This window comes from Alteromonas macleodii ATCC 27126 (genome assembly GCF_000172635.2).
GTDB lineage: Bacteria > Pseudomonadota > Gammaproteobacteria > Enterobacterales > Alteromonadaceae > Alteromonas > Alteromonas macleodii.
This window is the reverse complement of record NC_018632.1, coordinates 1,077,730-1,096,084: the sequence shown is the minus strand read 5'-3', so window position 1 is coordinate 1,096,084 and position 18,355 is coordinate 1,077,730. Positions and strand designations below refer to the sequence as shown.

Annotated in this window: 18 protein-coding genes and 1 pseudogene; 6 read left to right on the top strand and 13 right to left on the bottom strand. The window is 44.5% G+C overall.

Annotation, left to right across the window (positions count from 1 at the left end):
• Positions 1-15: 15 nt before the first annotated feature.
• From flgH to MASE_RS04595, 9 genes and pseudogenes are all read right to left on the bottom strand, one after another.
• The gene (flgH, locus tag MASE_RS04635) at positions 16-696 is read right to left on the bottom strand and encodes a flagellar basal body L-ring protein FlgH (protein ID WP_014948599.1); all 681 of its coding nucleotides are present in this window, start codon (positions 694-696) and stop codon (positions 16-18) included.
• An 11-nt stretch (positions 697-707) separates the two neighbouring features.
• Entirely contained in the window at positions 708-1,496 is a 789-nt protein-coding gene (gene flgG, locus MASE_RS04630) for a flagellar basal-body rod protein FlgG (RefSeq protein ID WP_014948598.1), read from the bottom strand.
• Positions 1,497-1,542: 46 nt separating this feature from the next.
• Positions 1,543-2,286, bottom strand: coding sequence for a flagellar basal body rod protein FlgF (locus tag MASE_RS04625; RefSeq protein ID WP_014948597.1), 744 nt, complete (start codon positions 2,284-2,286; stop codon positions 1,543-1,545).
• A 224-nt stretch (positions 2,287-2,510) separates the two neighbouring features.
• The gene (gene flgE, locus MASE_RS04620) at positions 2,511-3,896 is read right to left on the bottom strand and encodes a flagellar hook protein FlgE (RefSeq protein WP_014948596.1); all 1,386 of its coding nucleotides are present in this window, start codon (positions 3,894-3,896) and stop codon (positions 2,511-2,513) included.
• A 14-nt stretch (positions 3,897-3,910) separates the two neighbouring features.
• Positions 3,911-4,597, bottom strand: coding sequence for a flagellar hook assembly protein FlgD (gene flgD, locus MASE_RS04615; RefSeq protein ID WP_012517628.1), 687 nt, complete (start codon positions 4,595-4,597; stop codon positions 3,911-3,913).
• A gap of 31 nt (positions 4,598-4,628) precedes the next feature.
• Positions 4,629-5,051, bottom strand: coding sequence for a flagellar basal body rod protein FlgC (gene flgC / locus MASE_RS04610; protein WP_014948595.1), 423 nt, complete (start codon positions 5,049-5,051; stop codon positions 4,629-4,631).
• Positions 5,052-5,053: 2 nt separating this feature from the next.
• Positions 5,054-5,488 carry a flagellar basal body rod protein FlgB gene (gene flgB, locus MASE_RS04605; protein ID WP_014948594.1) on the bottom strand — a complete coding sequence of 145 codons (435 nt, stop codon included), beginning with the start codon at positions 5,486-5,488 and terminating at the stop codon, positions 5,054-5,056.
• 201 nt (positions 5,489-5,689) lie between these two features.
• Positions 5,690-6,521, bottom strand: a pseudogene (locus tag MASE_RS04600) (CheR family methyltransferase).
• 15 nt (positions 6,522-6,536) lie between these two features.
• On the bottom strand, positions 6,537-7,466 hold the full coding sequence (locus MASE_RS04595; protein WP_014948591.1) for a chemotaxis protein CheV: 930 nt from the start codon (positions 7,464-7,466) through the stop codon (positions 6,537-6,539).
• A gap of 277 nt (positions 7,467-7,743) precedes the next feature.
• Between MASE_RS04595 and flgA the strand changes: the two genes are divergently transcribed.
• From flgA to flgN, 3 genes are all read left to right on the top strand, one after another.
• Positions 7,744-8,460, top strand: coding sequence for a flagellar basal body P-ring formation chaperone FlgA (flgA, locus tag MASE_RS04590; RefSeq protein ID WP_014948590.1), 717 nt, complete (start codon positions 7,744-7,746; stop codon positions 8,458-8,460).
• A 102-nt stretch (positions 8,461-8,562) separates the two neighbouring features.
• Entirely contained in the window at positions 8,563-8,892 is a 330-nt protein-coding gene (gene flgM / locus MASE_RS04585; protein ID WP_014948589.1) for a flagellar biosynthesis anti-sigma factor FlgM, read from the top strand.
• A gap of 39 nt (positions 8,893-8,931) precedes the next feature.
• Positions 8,932-9,363 (top strand): flagellar export chaperone FlgN, encoded by a 432-nt coding sequence (gene flgN / locus MASE_RS04580; RefSeq protein WP_014948588.1) that lies wholly within the window; start codon positions 8,932-8,934, stop codon positions 9,361-9,363.
• Positions 9,364-9,510: 147 nt separating this feature from the next.
• On the opposite strand, the gene MASE_RS04575 is transcribed toward flgN, so the two are convergent.
• Positions 9,511-9,996: an LPP20 family lipoprotein gene (locus MASE_RS04575; protein ID WP_014948587.1), complete on the bottom strand. Its 486-nt coding sequence runs from the start codon at positions 9,994-9,996 to the stop codon at positions 9,511-9,513.
• Positions 9,997-10,296: 300 nt separating this feature from the next.
• Here MASE_RS04575 and MASE_RS04570 point away from each other — a divergent pair, with 300 nt between their 5' ends.
• The 3 genes from MASE_RS04570 (at position 10,297) to MASE_RS04560 (ending at position 14,254) form a co-directional block, all read left to right on the top strand.
• Entirely contained in the window at positions 10,297-11,478 is a 1,182-nt protein-coding gene (locus MASE_RS04570) for a flagellar assembly protein T N-terminal domain-containing protein (RefSeq protein ID WP_014948586.1), read from the top strand.
• Positions 11,479-11,698: 220 nt separating this feature from the next.
• Positions 11,699-12,313: a transglutaminase-like cysteine peptidase gene (locus MASE_RS04565; RefSeq protein ID WP_232362811.1), complete on the top strand. Its 615-nt coding sequence runs from the start codon at positions 11,699-11,701 to the stop codon at positions 12,311-12,313.
• A 6-nt stretch (positions 12,314-12,319) separates the two neighbouring features.
• A complete protein-coding gene (locus MASE_RS04560; protein ID WP_014948584.1) occupies positions 12,320-14,254 on the top strand; it encodes a bifunctional diguanylate cyclase/phosphodiesterase in 1,935 nt (644 codons plus the stop codon).
• On the opposite strand, the gene MASE_RS04555 is transcribed toward MASE_RS04560, so the two are convergent.
• The 3 genes from MASE_RS04555 to MASE_RS04545 are packed head-to-tail and all read right to left on the bottom strand — an operon-like array spanning position 14,229 to position 18,289.
• A complete protein-coding gene (locus MASE_RS04555) occupies positions 14,229-14,825 on the bottom strand; it encodes a helix-turn-helix transcriptional regulator (protein ID WP_014948583.1) in 597 nt (198 codons plus the stop codon). The two genes, MASE_RS04560 and MASE_RS04555, sit on opposite strands and share 26 nt — an antisense overlap.
• Positions 14,826-16,193 (bottom strand): HlyD family type I secretion periplasmic adaptor subunit, encoded by a 1,368-nt coding sequence (locus tag MASE_RS04550; RefSeq protein WP_014948582.1) that lies wholly within the window; start codon positions 16,191-16,193, stop codon positions 14,826-14,828.
• Positions 16,190-18,289: a type I secretion system permease/ATPase gene (locus MASE_RS04545; RefSeq protein WP_014948581.1), complete on the bottom strand. Its 2,100-nt coding sequence runs from the start codon at positions 18,287-18,289 to the stop codon at positions 16,190-16,192. The genes MASE_RS04550 and MASE_RS04545 overlap by 4 nt, the downstream gene beginning before the upstream one ends.
• Positions 18,290-18,355: the final 66 nt, after the last annotated feature.

Here is an 18,355-nt window from a genome sequence, read left to right as displayed (position 1 = left end):
CTCCTATCCTAAAACCTAAAGAGGCCACCAAGCAGAATCAAAGAACTTGGTTAACCAACCCTTTTCTTGTGCTCGCGCAAAACTTCCCGTACCCGAATATTGGATACGCGCATTTGCAACCTTAGTGGACACGATTTCATTCTCGGGACTAATGTCTGCCGGACGAATAATGCCGGTAAGACGGATATATTCGTCGCCCTGATTCAGGGTTAGCCACTTTTCGCCACGAATAACAAGGTTGCTGTTAGGAAGTACGTCGACCACAGTAACTGAGATGGCACCGTTTAAGCTGTTGCTTTGGTTAGCAGTGGCATCACCGGAGAAATCTCGGGATGAACTTATTCCCAATTGTACGGACTCTCCGCCAATATTTATCGCTTGCCCAGCTAGCCCGGTAATAGGGTTTAGATTGACGTTTGAATCTTTCGCTGTGCTAGTGTCGGCTGATTTGCTCGCTTGGGTATTCTCGCTTAACGTTACAGTGATGATGTCACCGACTCTTCTTGCGGTAACGTCAGAATATAAGTTGTTAGCAAGCTGCGAACGAAAAAGCGAGCCATCTTCTACTACCGTTTCACGCGGGTAATCTGGCACTACCGGTGCAAACGACGGGTCGTTTGCCTGAACGGGCGGCTCGTTTGTACTGGCGCAACCGCCAAGTATCAGAAGTGCAGCAGATAAACCTAAAATACGCATGATGCTACCTACTAAAGTTGCTGAATAACCTGACCAAGCATTTGGTCGACCGATGAGATAACCTTTGAGTTCATCTCATACAAGCGCTGGCTTTCGATAAGGTTTACTAACTCTTCGGTCACGTTTACGTTAGACGTTTCCAACGTGCCTTGTGAGATATAACCCAAACCTTGCAGACCAGGGATCCCCTGAATAGGTGCACCGCTTGACGCTGTCTCTACATAAAGGTTTTGTCCGGTTGGTTGTAATCCGGTTGGGTTAACAAAGTCAGAGATATTAAGCTGACCGAGTACCTGCGGTTCAGCTTGGCCCCGTATGCTCACGCTAATTTCACCATCTTGAGAAATTGTGATTTGTTGCGCATCTTCGGGAATAGCCACTTCAGGCTGAAGCAAAAAGCCCGCGCCAGATGTAACAATTTGGCCTTGGTCGTTCAGTGAAAATTGACCATTTCTCGAATATGCAATGGTGCCGTCTGGCTGCAATATTTCAAAGTAACCACGGCCCTGAATTGACATATCAAGCGCGTTTTCAGTGGTTAATAGGTTACCTTGCGTGTGTGCTTTTTGAGTAGCAACGACCTTCGAGCCTGAACCAAGCATAAGCCCAGAAGGTAGCTCTGTGTCAGCAGACGAACGACCGCCTGGCTGATTGATATTCTGATAAAGCAAATCTTCAAACACCGCTCGATCTTTTTTGAAACCAACTGTTGATGCGTTTGCTAGGTTGTTAGACACCACTGCCACATCGGTCTGTGCGGCGTCTAGTCCGGTTTTACTAATCCACAATGCTGGATGCATGTTAACCTCCGACGTTGCTCATAGGGCAACGGTGATAAAAATTCTTTTACAGGATGCGTAGTAGCTGATTACCGCGAGTATCAAGCTCTTCTGCTTGCTTCATCATTTTGACTTGAAGCTCGTAGTGACGCTGCAGACTTATCATGTCCACCATTTCGTCAACCGCATTGACGTTGGAACCTTCAAGCATGCCCGACATTACTTTTACGTTGGCATTGGCTGGCGCTATTGAGCCATCTTCCATTCTAAATAAGCCGTCGTTCCCACGTTCCATGTCAGCATAGTTTGGGCTAACTAATTTAAGTCGCCCCACTTCTTCAATAACATTGGCAGGGGCACCTAACTGTCTCATTGACAACGTGCCATCGGCCGCAATATTGAGATTATCTAAAGGAACAGGAAGGAATATTGGCCCATTGTCACCAAGCACGACGCGATCGTGGATATCTGTCAAAATTCCGTCATCGCCCAACTTGAAATTTCCATCACGCGAGTAAGCTTCTTGACCATTTTGATCTTGTACAGCGAACCAACCATCACCTTGAATGGCTACGTCTAAATCGCGGTCTGTTTTAATCATCGGGCCCGACTCGTAATTATTCGACGGGCTTTCTGTCATGGAAAACACGCGAGTCGGCAAACCTTCGCCGTAGGCCGGCATTGACCTTGCCTGCTCTAACTGCGCTCTGAATCCTGTTGTCTGTGCATTAGCCAAGTTATTGGCCCTAATCCCTGTTCCTAGTAGGTCTTGGGAGGCGCCACTTGCTGAAATATAGAGAAGTTTGTCCATGACTGACTTTTGACTCTGATTAAACCTTAAACAAGATTTTGCAAAGGCAGTGCCAATCTGTGGATATTTAGTGCAATTGAAAAATAAGGGCGGTATTGAATTGATATATATAGAAAAATAAAAAGGTCGCATTGTTGCGACCTTTCTAAATCGGGTCAAATAGGTACAGTTTTCCGCGCCTAAAATTTGCCGCTTAGCAATCTGCTAATGTAGCTTACTGCAAACTATCGAATGTTAAGGATAGTCTGGTTTAGCGAGTTGTTCACTTCAAGCGCACGCGAGTTTGCTTGGAAGTTACGCTGAGCGATAATCATGTCGATGAGCTCAGTGGTAAGGTTAACGTTAGCTTGTTCTAGCGCCGAAGAGTTAATTTCGCCGAAAGTACCGGTTGTTGCTTCACCCGCTAGTGCCTCACCTGAAAGAATACTTTCCTTCCACTGAGTACTGCTCTCTTGAGTTAGGCCTTGTTCATTAGAAAAGCGAACCAAAGCGACACGAACAATGGGTTCAGACGTACCATTAGAGAATGTTGCACGAACCAGGCCGTCAGGACCGATATCGATACCCGTCAATCGACCTACAGGCAAACCGTCTTGTTCTAATGATGTAACCTCGAACGCAGAGGCGAACTGAGTCGGCTCATTAGGCGTCGCGTTATTAACATCGAGGTTAAAATCAATGCTTATTTGCTGCGTAGGATCTGAGCCATTAGCAAGAATACCTGCGCCTAACGCTTCTGTTTGCATTTTGAAATCAAGTGTAGGTAGGCCATCAGGCGTTTCCATACCAGCAAAATCACCGCCTTGAGAGAAGATAAGTTTAGATGCTGTTACGGCGTTACCGGTGTTACCACCGACACTATTTACTGCTGTTGCTGGGTCTGTGTCATTACCCGCTGAATCTGTCATATCAACTAGCGTGTCATCGATTGCAGTAGCAACGTACCACTCATTATCAACACCCGGTGTCGCATCCTTTATGAAGTAATAGGTCATTACGTGGCTATCACCTAACGAATCGTAAACGGTTACCGATGTTGCTGCGTTGTAGGTAAGCGGATCTTCAGGGTCAAAATCTTGTGGATCTAGGGCTGCATCACCAGCAGGCAAGTTCATTCGAATGTCAACTTCTGTGGTTTGTGCGGGAGAACCCGAAGAATCTGGGATACGTACTGGCTCTGTAGTACTAAGTGCTACCGAGGCACTTGTACCATCAGAGTTAACGGGGAAACCCAATAAGTTATCGCCGTTACTGTTAACCACGAAATTGTCGCTATCTAACTTGAACTGACCCGCACGTGTGAACGAGAAGTCGCGAGACGTAATTTCAGGTACTGTCGCAAAGAAACCATTACCTGTGATCGCCAAATCAAGCGAGGTATTGGTAAACTGAAGGCTACCTTGAGAAAATTGCTGAGCAACTTCTTGAGTGAGTACACCGTCACCTACTTTAGTTTTACCACCTGAAAGCAGTGATGCCGCATAAACATCGCCAAATTCAGCGCGAGATTCTTTAAAGCCAACTGTATTTACGTTTGCGATGTTGTTGGCGGTTACATCCAAATCTTTTTGTGCGGCTGATACGCCACTCAGTGCAATATTAAAAGACATTATTGATTCTCCTACTAACTGCCGATTTGAATGACGTCATCAAGATTGATACTGACATCACCATCCAAATTCAAAATTACGCCTTGACCACTACCAGCCAAGCTTACACTTCCTACATGGCGATTAACGGCGGTATTCAGCTGAACACCCTCTCCATTTAATTCGCCAGTGGCACTGATAACATATTCACCCGGTGCCATCTGGTTGCCATGCTTATCTTTGCCATCCCATTCAAACTCAATGTTGCCAGCGCTTTGTGTGCCTGCATCAATGGTTTTTATGACTTCACCAAACTGGTTCTCAATAGTGATCGTCATATTCTGAACTGTTTTTTCATTCACGATGACACCCGAAATGCCATCGCCTTCATTGGCCATATAACCCACGTTACCTTGAACCAGCACGTTTTGCCCGATAAGACTAGAGGCTTGTAACGCTTGATTCGATGTCATTGAAGCTGCAAACGACTCAAACTTTTCGTTAAGCTGGGAAATACCGTCGGCCATCGTAAATGATGTCATCTGCGCTACCATTTGATCGTTATCAACGGGTGCAGTGGGATCCTGATTGGCTAACTGCTCAGTTAACATTGAGAAGAAGTCTTCCTGGGTTAACTGCTGCTCGGTGCCGTCAGCTATTTTGACGGTTTCCTCTTGCCAATACAGATCAGTATTTAAGCCAGTATTGTTTATGGTATTCACTGAGTAATCCTCACATTATTCAAGCGGCAAGTTACTGCCCTTGACCTAGCTGCAGTACGCGACGGAAAATACGCTTTGTGGTGTCCGCAACCTGCACGTTAGTTTCATACGCTTTGGACGCTGACATCATATTCGCCATCTCTTCCACAATGTTCACGTTGGGTTTATAGATGTAGCCGTTTTCATCTGCCATCGGGTTATTAGGCGAATACTCCATTTGCAAAGGAGCATCACTTTCTACAATACCCTTTACTTGAACACCTGCACCTTTTGACTGATCGCGCATTGCATCTTGCAACGCCGTAGCGAAGACTGGATGGCGAGCTCGGTATGTTTCGTCATAGCTGCTGCTAACCGAGTTAGCGTTGGCAATATTACTTGCCGTAGTATTAAGACGTACATTCTCCGCCTCCATACCCGTACTCGAAATTTGCATTACATTAAATAAACTCATGACTACTGACCTCCTGAGCTAAGCGCTTTTTTCATGCCTTTAATTTTTCCGTTCAAAAATTCTAGGCTGGCTTGGTAGCGCAATCCATTGTCTAAAAACCGATTTCTTTCCGCTTGAACTTCAACCGTATTACCGTCGCCAGTGTCTGGTTGTGTTGGGATGCGGTATTGCATGTCAAAGTTTGCCGCTACTGACGTAGAATTGCCGCTTAAGTGGCGATCATTTGTCCGCACCATTCCTGAAGAAGCGTGATTGGCTGTACCACCAGATGCTTCTCGCATAGCCGACTGCATTGCTTTATTAAAATCAATGTCCCGCGCTTTATAACCAGGCGTGTTTGCGTTCGCTAGATTTCCAGAAATCACTTCCATACGCTCTGTGCGTATAGTGAGTGCTGACTCATGAAAGCCAACCAGCTTATCTAGGTTAATAGCCATAACATGACCTCTGACATACTAAAAATTTGTTCGTGGTGACAATGTAAGCGGACAATTAAATATCGAATCTTGCCGTTTTACTGTCGTTTGTAGAAATAGTTAGCAAGGCAAATGCCATAATGAGATTTTGACGGAGGGTGTAAGTCAAAAGTGTCGACCTGATCGTAAAAAAAGTATTATTTATCAGGCCGATAAGTTAGATCATTTTTTTTGATAGTAAAGGCCAGGGTGGCACTTAACCATACTGTAGGTATCACTTGCAGCGCTGATTGATTCAGAGGCGCCAAGGAAAAGCACACCCTGAGGCTGCAGCTGTCCGGCAATTTGTTGCAGGATGCGTTGTTTTACTTCGGCCGAGAAATAAATCAAAACATTACGGCAAAAAACGATATCAAAGCGGCCAAGTGCTGCATAGCTCGAAAGTAAATTTAGACTTCTAAAGCTTACCATCCGACGAACGTCGGGTTTTACCTGCATAAGCCCGCTATCATTTTGCTGGAAAAAGGCCTGTCTCCTTTGCGGGGACAATCCCCTTGCAAGGGACAGTTCGTCATAAATACCTAACTCACACTTTTGCAGCATTTCTGACGATAAATCTGTAGCAACAATTTCAACACCCGCTCTTAATGCACCTGGCCTTTGGCGCTGATATTCAAGTACAGACATCGCAATAGAATAAGGCTCTTGTCCAGACGAACAAGCGGCACTCCATATGCGAAGTTTCTGATTTTTTTGCCGATAGTGTTGGTAGTAACTCTTTTACAAGTAAATCGAAGGGATAGTTGTCTCGAAACCACAACGTTTCGTTTGTGGTCATTGCGTCAATAACGTTCTGTAGTAAAGTTCTGTCGAACCCTTTCACAACCACGTCAATCAGTTCGTCAGCAGACTCATACTTATGCTTATAGAGTAATGAAGCTAAACGGCTGCGCACCAGGTATTGTTTATTATCACCTAATACTATGCCGCATTGCTTTTCCAAAAACTCTCTAAACTTGAGGTAACTTGCTGGCGAAACGTCTTTATTAGCCAATCCTATCTTGCTCCGTTATTCGCACTCAGTCATTAGCCACTTTTGTACCGCGGTAGCAAGTTCATCGGGGTGGAATTTCGCGATAAAGTCATCAGCCCCTACTTTCTGCACCATAGCTTGGTTGAAGACACCACTGAGCGACGTATGCAATACAACATGAAGCTTTTGAAGTTCAGGCGTATTCTTAATTTCGGCGGTTAGTGTATAGCCGTCCATTTCTGGCATCTCGATATCTGAGACCAGCACGCCTACACGGTTCGTTACATCGCCATACTCTTCCGCAATTTCTTTAAGCCTGTTTAATGCTTCAAGACCGTTTTTAGCTAGTTCAATTTCTAAGCCTAGTGAAGTTAGGGCCTTTTTAACTTGGTTTCTCGCTACCGCAGAGTCATCTGCAATAAAGATAATTTTGTTTTCTTGGCCTTCGGTTGTCAGACCTTCTGCCACCTCTGAACTTACTTCGGCATTCAACGGAGAAATTTCATTTAAAATTTTCTCAACGTCTAGAATTTCAATAAGTTCATTTTCAACTTCAGTCACCGCCGTTAGATAGCTTGCTCTGCCAGTACCTTGAGGTGGCGGCATGATCGCATCCCAATTGGTGTTGATGATACGCTCTACGGCACCCACCAAAAAGCCCTGAACTGAACGGTTATATTCCGCAATGACAATAAAGGCATTAGAGAGATCTTCAATTTTACGGCCGCGTGTTGCCATACTTAAATCAATGACCGATATGGTTTGACCACGGATGTGCGCCACACCACGAACCAACGGGTTTAATTTCGGCATTGCTGTTAGCGGAGGACACTGAAGCACTTCCCGCACTTTAAAAACGTTAATTCCAAAGCGTTGGCGGCCGTTCAGTCTAAACAGCAGCAACTCTAAGCGATTCTGCCCAACAAGCTGCGTGCGCTGGTTTACTGAATCTAAAATCCCCGACATAGGTCACCTCTAAGTAATACTGGGCATGATCATTGCCTCTTATGATAAAGATAGACAATATCACTAAATTTTTGCAGGTCAAACGACAGAAAAATGACACTAAATAGCATTTTTCAGTCTTTAGTAGGGTTTATACCTTAACTTAGTCAATGATCCTGCGTTGACGCTCGTGCTTGTAAACCTTATGGATTTACTTTGGCTGTTATTTATTTGCACTAAGCAAACCGGCCGTATTAAGCATAGTCAATAACTTGTAAACTGAACACGAAAAGTCATGATGAAAAATATGAACGCCAAAACGCGCCTTACATTCACACGATTACTGTCATTGACCGTTTTCAGTGTGCTTTCTATGAACTGCTTGGCGACACAAACCAATCACAAACAGGTTGAAGAAGGCGCAAAACAATACCTAATAACTCAACTTGCTGATAATACGCAGGATACTAGCATTGATGTGTCTATTGTGAAGATAGACGATAGGATAAATATTCCTGACTGCCCAACTGGGTTCGAATACAATGCGTCGCAAGAAGCGCTGAGCCAATCGTATATATCAGTTAGAGTGAGCTGCAGAAATAATGAATGGTACCTTTTCACCAGCGGGCAAGTAACGCGTACCAAAGAAATTGTTGTCACTCAAGGCGCAATAAGTCCAGGAACCGTACTGACATCATCGAATCTCTCTCTGGCAAAAGTTGATGTAAGACGATTGCGCCATACCGCATTTACTGAGCTAGAAGCACTTATTGGGGCTAGAATAAAACGCCGAGTGACTGACGGACAAGCTATACAGTCAAATATGCTATGCTTTGTGTGCAAAGGCGACAGAATTACCATAACTGCTGAGGTAGCAGGTATGGAAGTGAAAACAGCCGGAATCGCTCAGCAAGACGGTGTTGTTGGTGACAATATTAAGGTAATTAATGCCAGTAGCCAAAAGGCGGTGATAGCAAGAGTCGCAAGCCCTGAAGAAGTCGTGATACACTTATAAACGAGGCAGCGAATATCTACTTTTTTGTTCACAATTTAGCTAAAGAAATTAGCCAAAAGGCCGATATACTTTACAGAGGCGAAAAAGTAGTGAGGACTAATTATGGCAATTAACAATATAAACAATGGGTTACCGAAAACACCCGTTGATAATGGAAAGGTTGCGCAGCAAAACCAAACGCAGCAATCTCCACAGCAGGCATCAACACAGGCTGCGCAAACCGCATCAGTTCCGCGTCAGGATTCTGTATCGTTGACGCAATCTGCTCAGCAGCTCAACCAGGTTCAGAAGAAAGGTTCGGAAGCGCCTGTGAACCAAGATAAAGTCGATCGCCTTAAGCGAGCGATTCAAAGTGGCGAGTATAAAGTTAATCCTGAAGTGCTTGCCAACAAGATTGCAAAACTAGAAGGTGAGATTTTTGGCGCTAAATAGTGAGCGACAAAACTCGTAACTAACCAGAAGAGAGCTAACGTGACTGAACAAGCAAGCCAATTGACACAAGCACTAATAAAGCAAGTGGAGCAACTGTCTTCACTTGCCGTATTGCTTGAAAAAGAATTGCAACTTATCAGTTCGCGAGACGCAGAATCTTTAATGAACTTATTAGACGAAAAGACAGCACTGTTAACGTCTATTCAGGCTCTCGATGGAAGCATTGAGCGCACAATTAGCAATCAAGGCTCAATGTCAGAAGAAGATGAAGCATTAATGGCTAATGCAAAGAAACTTCTGGACGATTGCAAATACCGCACGCAGGTCAATCAAAAAGCCGTAGAGCAAGGACAGCTACGCCTCACACACTTACGTAACTTGATGATGGAAGTTCGTGCCAAAGAATCGCTCACCTATGACAAAAAAGGAAAGCCGAAAGGCGGGATTTTAGGGTCGGGAGTGAGCGCCTAATTTTTTTTGCGATTTCAGTAAACCCCACTCAGCGAGCTTTAACCATTAAGCCTTAACCGGTAAAAGTAAATTATATCTCTGTGAATTTGCGCATGTTTTAAGACTTCACGATACAGCCACTTGCGCAAACACCCCTTTCGCTAACGTTTAATAATACTTAACATCCTTTACTCGGCGCGGTTTTGCGGTCGACAGATATATATCGTAAACCTGCTGCATATCTAAAGCGAGTTCGGTGACGTATGTATCTTCACCTACCGGATAGGCTTTTACGACTTCAGCGCCTCTAATGACCCCCTCTACAGATGCTCGCAATGTTTCGCTATCTATAACCAAGTGAGACAGAGACTGATTGCCTTCAATTTTTTGACCATAGACTTGTTCAGTGAGCTCTCGGTATGCATCTAATTTTGACGCTTTCATCGCCATTATAAGCTTCATGCTGTCGCTTTCGCCATGCTGAGAAGAAATCGGCGCGTAGCCTACCGCCTTGAGCACGGGATAGCTTTCTGGTTCTATTGTTTCCCACTCAACGTGTTTATCAATAATGCCGCATCCACCAGTGCTTATTGCTAAACCAAGAAAGCAAGACAGCAGCAGCGATTTTGATTTATGTATTTTTTTCAAGCACATAGTTTCATTTCCAAATTACATTATTAATAAAATCAAATGTGTAGTTACGCTGCTCTCGTCGGTGGCAGCCTTGTAACTACGAGATACTGCCATACTCGCGGTAGCAGATTTTGACGTATTTAAACTGACGCTTTTTACAAACCTTTTGCAAGATACGCGTTGCAAGATATGTGCAAGATATGCGCCCGATCGATTTAATGGCGATGAAACCACATCAACTGGCACTCTTTTCGCATACTTTGCTTTATAAAGCGGGCGCTTTGCATAGCGCAGTTAGACAAAAACCTCCAGAGGTGTGCGGTGCGACATATTAGCAAAACAACGCTGGTAACTATTTTAAATGCTGTCGTGGCGGTAATTTGCCTGTTTGCATTTTTGGTTGGGCAAGCAAATGCCGTGTGGTACGAGGCTACAGGACAGGCTGTGGTGCGAAATGGCGATAAGGAAACTGCCAGACATGCGGCTACCCAAGAGGCACTTAAGCAAGCCATGCTTTTTGCAGGCGCATCAGTTCATAGTGTCGCCAAGCTTACAAATGGTCTTCTTAAAAATGAAGAGATGACCATTCGCTCTACCGGCGAAGTTGAACAACTGGAACTAGTTGATGAAGTTTATAGCGGCGATGTGATTACGGTAAGTATTCGCGCTGACATTTTTCCAAGAGGAAAAGTGTGTGCCGCACAAAATGACCAAAAACATTTCGCTACCACACATTTCAGGGTACGTAACAGAGCGCAACTAACACAGGGTAATATTCCCAATTTCGATGCTTCATTCACCCAGCAGTTAGCGCAGGCCATGCGAAATAAAACTGAAAACCTAGATATTATCTATATCGCGCCACATACTGCAAAATTTGACAGTCGATATACTGACCAAAATGTACGCACGCTTTCAGCGCAAAGTAATACTCAATTTGTGCTGGTGGGCATGATAGATGATTTAAGCGTGACACGGGAAAAGGCTTCGGTTTTTACACCGTGGCGTGAGGGTACTTCTCGACGCTCCTTTGCTATGACCGTTCAGGTCTATGACGGCATTAATGGAGGCCTGTTGTTGACTAAGTCTTATCAGAATCAAGGAGAATGGACATTCGACAGATTCGAAGATGTAGATGAATTTTCGACGAAGTTTTGGCAGTCGCTTTATGGGCAAACTGTCAACGCGACAATAGCAGAAGCGATTGAAGATATAAAAGAAGCCACTGCATGCCAGCCAATGACAGGTAGAGTGATTAATGTTGCCGGCGATAAAATTTCTGTATCTTTAGGCAGAGACAATGGCATTTCTGAAAAAGATGAACTATACCTTTATCAAGCTAAAGAGATTGTCGATAACCGTGGCCGTAAATACTTACAGTACTCACTATATCCTGGCAAATTTGTAGTGAGTAGTGCCTACGGTAATTCGTCTCTAGTAGTAAACGAAGGTGCAGGAATTATCGCAAACATTCAAGAACACGATTTTGTAGTAAAAAAATAGTCTTTCTCGATTTCCACTTTAGCATTCGAAATCATGGTTGGTTTATCAGCACAGCCATGTTATACCTATAACTACGTATAGCAAATTATACTTAAACTTTAGGTGAAGAAGGTTACTCTCGCCTATACTTTAGTATAACTAAAATAATGAAGTTATGACCCTTTCTCTATTTGCGTCGCACTGCTTAGCATTAGTGGCCCTGCTACTGGCTGGACAGCAAATGAAGGATCAGTATGTAATCGAGTTTCCAAAGCTTGAACAGGAAGTAAAAAATAAATTTGGAGCTGATAAAGCATCACACGTTGCAGCGCTAGAAGCTGCCCTACACGCTCTTGAAAGTAAGGGTGTCAAAGATCAATTGCTTGGTGTAAACGCTTTCTTTGATGAGCATATTCAGTATGCTACTGACGATATTGTGTTTAAAGAAAAAGACTACTGGGCAACCCCTTCTGAACTTTTTGGCCATTCTCGCGGAGATTGTGAGGATTATGCCATTGCAAAATACGTAGCTCTGCTACACTTAGGTATCGATAGTTCTAAACTTCGCCTAATTTATGTAAAAGCGAAGATTGGTAGAAGTCGAGTAACACAAGCACATATGGTTTTAGGGTACTATGACTCCCCTTCATCGGATCCCCTTGTGCTAGACAGCTTAGTGTCTAATGTATTACCCGGCTCACAGCGCACAGACCTTATACCTGTTTTTAGTTTTAACGACTCAGGTATATGGCAACCGGGCAAAACGTCACAGGTTTCTTCGTCTACCAGTAGACTATCTAGGTGGCGTGACGTTATTGAGCGCATGAAGCAAGAGGGGATTAGCAGAAGGTCCTAGGAGTCTATGTCAATAACAAGAGAATTGTGGCTCGCCATTGTAGTCGTTGTCCTTGTTGCAATTGCAGGTAGCGTGACAATTCATGGAATTACTACGAAGCAATACGTAGAAGAACAGCTTTACTCAAAAAACTTAGATAACGCCAGTATGATGGCGTTAACGCTAAGTGGATTAGAAAAAGACCCCGTATCTTTAGACCTTTTCATCATGTCCCAATTCGATATAGGACACTACGCAACAATTGTACTTCAAAAAGCGGACGGCGAAATTGTGTCTGCCCATACCCACGAAGTGCAATTAGATGAAGACACGCCCAGATGGTTTGCAGACAATTTCTCACCGAATGTCAATCCAGGTATTGCTCAGGTTAGCGAGGGGTGGGGTCAGTACGGTACGATATATGTTGAAACCGACACCAGCTTCGCCGTCGCATCTATGTGGCGCGCTACTCAACGGCTCATTTTTGGCTTGTCCCTTGTAGGTATCTTCTCAGGAATAATAGGCGCGTGGGCTCTTCGCTTTATTATTCGACCTCTGGATGGCGTTGTTAATCAAGCCGAGTCTTTTGGTGAAATGAAATTTGTTCAACTGCCCGAACCTCGTACGTTAGAACTCAAACGTGTGGTTCGCGCGATGAACTTCTTAGCGAGAACGTCCAAGAAGATCATGGAGGAGGAGAATACCCGCCTTGATCTCATGCGCTATAAAACCCAATTCGACGACGAATCTGGTGTCGCCAACAGGGACTATTTTATATCGATTTTAAAAGGCCAACTTGCCTTTCGCGATACAGAAGGCATTAACTGCGTCTTTTTTGTGAGATTTACTGAGGGCGAAGGCTTCTTGCGCTCCCCGGCCAATATACGTAAAAATCGTATTCGAGATTTCGTTGAAGAAATTAATGATTGCCTTTCTATGCATCATCACCTTTTCACCGACAGTCGTATTGCTAGAATGCAAAAAAACGAGTTTGCTATTCTCCTCACCGAAACCCACGACGCCGTCACTATTTCTGAAGCATTACACGGTGCGTGTTTGAGTGCATTTAGCCGCGAAGGCGACCCTCAAGTCTTTCAGTCGGTTGTGAAATTACGACCGGATGATAGCTTTTCAAACGCACTTATGCGCGCTGATGCAATGATAGATGAAGCCGAAGCGGATGAAATGGACGAACCGTTTGTCGAGGCTCCGCTAAGAGAATTCATTTCACTTGTGGAAGAGAAACGATGGGAGCAAGAGCTCAAACGTGCTATCGATGAGCGCGATGTAGAAACATTTAATTTCCCAGTGCTCGACATAGACAGAAATTTGGTTCATTACCAAAGCTGGGCTGGGGTGAACATAGACGGCGAGCTTAGAAAGAGCGGGTTCTATACTCACTGGGCACGTTACTTAGGTTTGTTGCCACAGTTAGAACTGACAACCATTATTCACCTTATTGATTACATCAACCGTTCTGGCACAGGATCAAAGTTTGCTTTTCTTTGCTCTGAACAGTTCATGCTAGACCCTGAAATTCTTGCACAGCTTTATTATCAAATAGGCACCAACTTCAAAGCAGCTAAACAGCTGTGCTTCGAGGTAAGGGAATCTACCGCAACACGTTTCCCTGACGAATTTAGCGACTTTTGCACTACGCTAAAAGCTAAAGAATGCGAAATAGGCCTTAAACGTGTAGGCGAATCGTTCTCGCAACTGTTAGATGTGCAAGAGATGGGGCTAGACTATGTGAAAATTGATTCCGCATTTATGGCCGACATAGACTTCAACCCAGCTAATCACGCTTTTCTTCGAGGCTTCTGCTCACTGGCGCATACTTTCGGTATTAAAGTATACGCCGACGGCGTTAAACGCTCTGACCATCAAGCGCTCTTTATAGAGCTTGGTATTGACGGCGTTGTATCACACATGGAAGTTATAGAGCATCTTTTAGATGACTAAATTCACCAAGTCGAAGTAATAGACTGATTCGGTCCTTTGCCTCAAATTTGTGTAAGAGCGTACCCACATATTCTTTAACGGTACGCTCAGTAATACCGTGCTCTCTTGCAATTTCTTTATTGCTTAACCCATCTAAAATGCCGCTCAATACGTCCTTTTCGCGGTTCGTTAAGCCACTTAAAGCAGGTAGCACTCGTTTAGACTGCAGATTGACCGCCACATTAGATGTTGTCACTAAAAGTAACTCATTAGGTAACCACATGCCTCCGGCTTCTATCACCCTCGCTACTGAAGATAAAAGAGACTGGGTTCCTAATGCGTGACAATACGCCCTAGCGCCTAGCATCAGCGCTGTTTGCATCTCTAAACGGTCATATTTGTAGGTCAGTAATACCACTTGCGTTACTTTTTGCTTGGCTTCAATTAGCTGTTGCCGCCAGTTCTCATCGCTTGCCAATATCCATATACAATCAGTTTGATCACATGTTAATTGATCAACCCGACTATAGCTGGTCCACGAATACTGGGTTAGCGCCCCTTGCAAATCTTTCTCTGCAATGAAATGTCTCATTTAACGCTCCCGCAGCGCAGAGGCTGTAACATTGAACAGAGGGGATAATATATAGTTAAGGACAGTTTTCTTTCCCGTCAATATGTCTACCTGTACGATCATTCCAGGTAAAATATCTAACGCTTCATCAGCAATGCTTTTCTTCGTTTCGAGCCTGACTAAATAGTAGGTTTCATCTTTCTCGTTGGTAATGGCGTCAGCACTGATATGTTGGACTTCAGCAGACATACCGCCATAAATAGTAAAGTCGTAAGCACTGAACTTTAAGATGGCCTGCTGCCCTTCTCGAATAAACGCAATATCTTTAGGCGAAACCTTTGCTTCAACAATAAGTTGATCATCTTGAGGAACGAGTTCCACTACCGCGCTGCCTGGTGTAATGACCCCACCAATGGTATTAATGAGCAAGCGCTGCACCGTACCATTGATTGGCGATCTCAGCGCTGCTTGTGACACCACATCTTCTAAACTGGTTTGAGACTGCTGCAATGTCGCCATTTCGGCGGTGGCTTCGGTCAATTCTTGGTTCCATCGATTAACCAGTTTTAGACGCGCTTCTTCCTTCTTTATAATTTCTTCTTCGATGGCGTTTAAGCCACGCTCAATCGCTACCTTGGACTTGGTGATGTTTCCTTCTAGCTCTACTATCTGACGTTCCAATCGAAGGATTTCAATCTCCGACACAGCACCTGATGCAAGTAATGGCTTGGTCACAGCGAGCTCTTTCTTTGAGAGGGACAAAACGTTTTGATACTGGGAAAGATTCGCTCGCTCTTCTTCCACGTCTTGACGGCGTTGCATAATACGAGAATCCGATCCTGCTGCAACTTCATCAAGCTCAGCCAAGTTGGAATTGTAGAGCTTGCGTTCGTTATCAACGATCGTTGGAGCCTGTTCGCGAAGCTCTCGATTAAACCGCAATACGTCACCTTGGGTAAGCGCAGATAAGCGCTGCACTTTCGCCGCCAGCGCCGCAAACTGGGTTGTGTTTTCTTCAAGGCTTGACAAAAATCGGGTAGGATCAACCTTTAATAACACTTGCCCAGCTTTAACCGTTTGCCCTTCTCGTACTAATATATCCTGTACAATTCCTCCGTCGTAGGATTGGAGAACCTGTAGTTGCTGTGACGGTATGACTTTCCCATCGCCTTTGGCAACTTCATCAATCTCTGCAAAATACGACCACACCACCAAAAGAAATAAAACTAGTGATACCAAATACAAAAGCCCACGGGCTTTTACCGGCGTTTGCATTATACGTGACCACTCGGCTTCCAATACCCAGTCCTGACCTGGAGGTGGCGCTAGCCAACCTCGCATTAACCGCTGCAACCAGTCTTTTTTCTCACCACCACTGTTTAAAATCATGGCGCCCTCTTAAGTATTTGACTTGGCTGTTTAAACTGAACAAGTACATCTTCCTTCTTACCGTCAGCAATAACTTTTCCGTTCTCGACAACAATCACGCGCTCAACAAGGTCAAGCAACGTAGTACGATGAGTATTGATGATGAGTGTTTTGCCAGATGTCGCTGCTTTTATGGTTTCCTTCATCTGCGCTTCGTTTGTTGAGTCCATGGCTGAGGTAGGCTCATCCATGATATATATCGCAGGGTTTCGCACTATGGCTCTAGCCATCGCTACTGCTTGTCGCTGACCACCAGAAAGTAAGCTACCTCGCTCACCTACATTTTGCTCTACCCCGTTGGCATTACCATTAACAAGTTTCGCCAAACCACACTGAGTCAGTACCTCCCAAAAGTCACTTTCATCGATATGTAAATCTTCAGACATAATATTGTCTTTCAATGAACCGTAGAAAAGGCTGACGTCTTGTGGCACGTAACCTATCTGTTTGCGAAGTAGTATCGGGTCGTATTGCTGAAGGTCAATGCCATCCACGAGTAACTGCCCAGACTCAGGGCGGTAAAAGGCCATAAGCAGTTTGTTCAAGGTAGATTTTCCGCATCCGTTTTTGCCCAAAATCGCTACGTGCTCACCTTGTTTAATTGAGAAGTTTATGTCTTTGAGTGCAAGTACGGTTTCATCCGGATATTTAAAGCAAAGCTGGCTTGCATCAATATTCCCCTTAAGCACAATATTACTTTTTATCTGCTTATTACTGCCTGACTCACTCGGTAAAGACATAATATCGTCAAGGGCATTCTTCGCCGTCTCAGCGTGATGGTATTGCGCCAATAAAGCCGCAGCCTGGGAGACCGGTCCCATGGCTCGGCTAGACAATAGGTAGGCAGCAATCAATCCACCTTGGGTGATTACACCTTCGATGATCAGATAAACACCAGTTAAAATGATTACAACGCCGACTGACTGCTGAACCCAAAGTGCAGCATTATTTACCGACATCGAAACCAAACGCAGCTTGGCATTAACTTTGGCAAGAAAGATTGTTTGTTTTTCCCACGCACTTTGGTTTCGGCTCTGGTAACCAAATGCTTTTATGTCTTCTAAAGATGTTACGCTTTCGGTAACGAGGGAGCTTTTACGAGAACTAATCTCCATCGACTCTTCTGACAGAGATCGCATTACGCGCTGTGCTTTCATGGCGTAAAGGAAAAGCGCTGTGGCGCCAATAAGAATAGGAATGATCAAATAAAAATCGATCATGGCTATGATAACGACAAACAGGAGCCCGAATGGTAAATCAACCAATGCCACCAGCGTTACAGAACCAAAAAACTGCCGAATACTCTCAAAAGATTGCAAGCTGTTTATAAAGGAACCGCTTTTTGCTGGTCTACTGGCCAAATTTATAGACAGTACTTTTTCCATAATTTTTGCAGAAAGCGTGACATCTAGCCGACTTGCCGCCAGTTCTACAAAGTACTGCCGAAGCATGCGTAACAGGAAATCTGCCGCGAGAACTAAAAGCACGCCGATCGCCAGCGCCCACAAGGTTTCCAGTGCCGCATTTGGCACCACCCTATCGTATACATTCATTACAAAAAGAGGCAGGGCAATGGAAAGCAGGCTAATAAAAACAGAGGCTATTAGTACATCCCTATACAGCCCTTTTGCAGATTTGATAGATGACCACAACCAGTGCCCTACTGAGGATTTGTCAATTTGAGCATTGGTCTCACGCGCGTGCATCTCGGGTCGAGCAAATATGATGTACCCAGTATAACGGGCAGCAAGTTCATCTCTGGGAACTTCAACCACGGCGTCATCTAGTTCTGGATACGAAACTCTTGCATGGGTAGGCTCTAAGCCATGTAGTACACAGGCTTGCTTTTCATTTAAGACTAATACAGCGGGCAAAAGCGCAGTATTAATGTGGTCTAAATCGCGCTTAACCGTTCTGCTGGCGAGTCCCGCCCGTTTAGCTGCACGCTCAAATCCTGTGGGCGATAATTCGCCGCTATCTAAGGGAAGCCCACTGAGCAGGCTGACTCGAGATACATCCAGATGGTGCGCATGACAGATCGTAATCAAACAATCCATCAATACGCCTCCTTGCTGTTCCAAATAGGATATGTCGTCTACGACCTTCTTTTCCTTCATATAGGC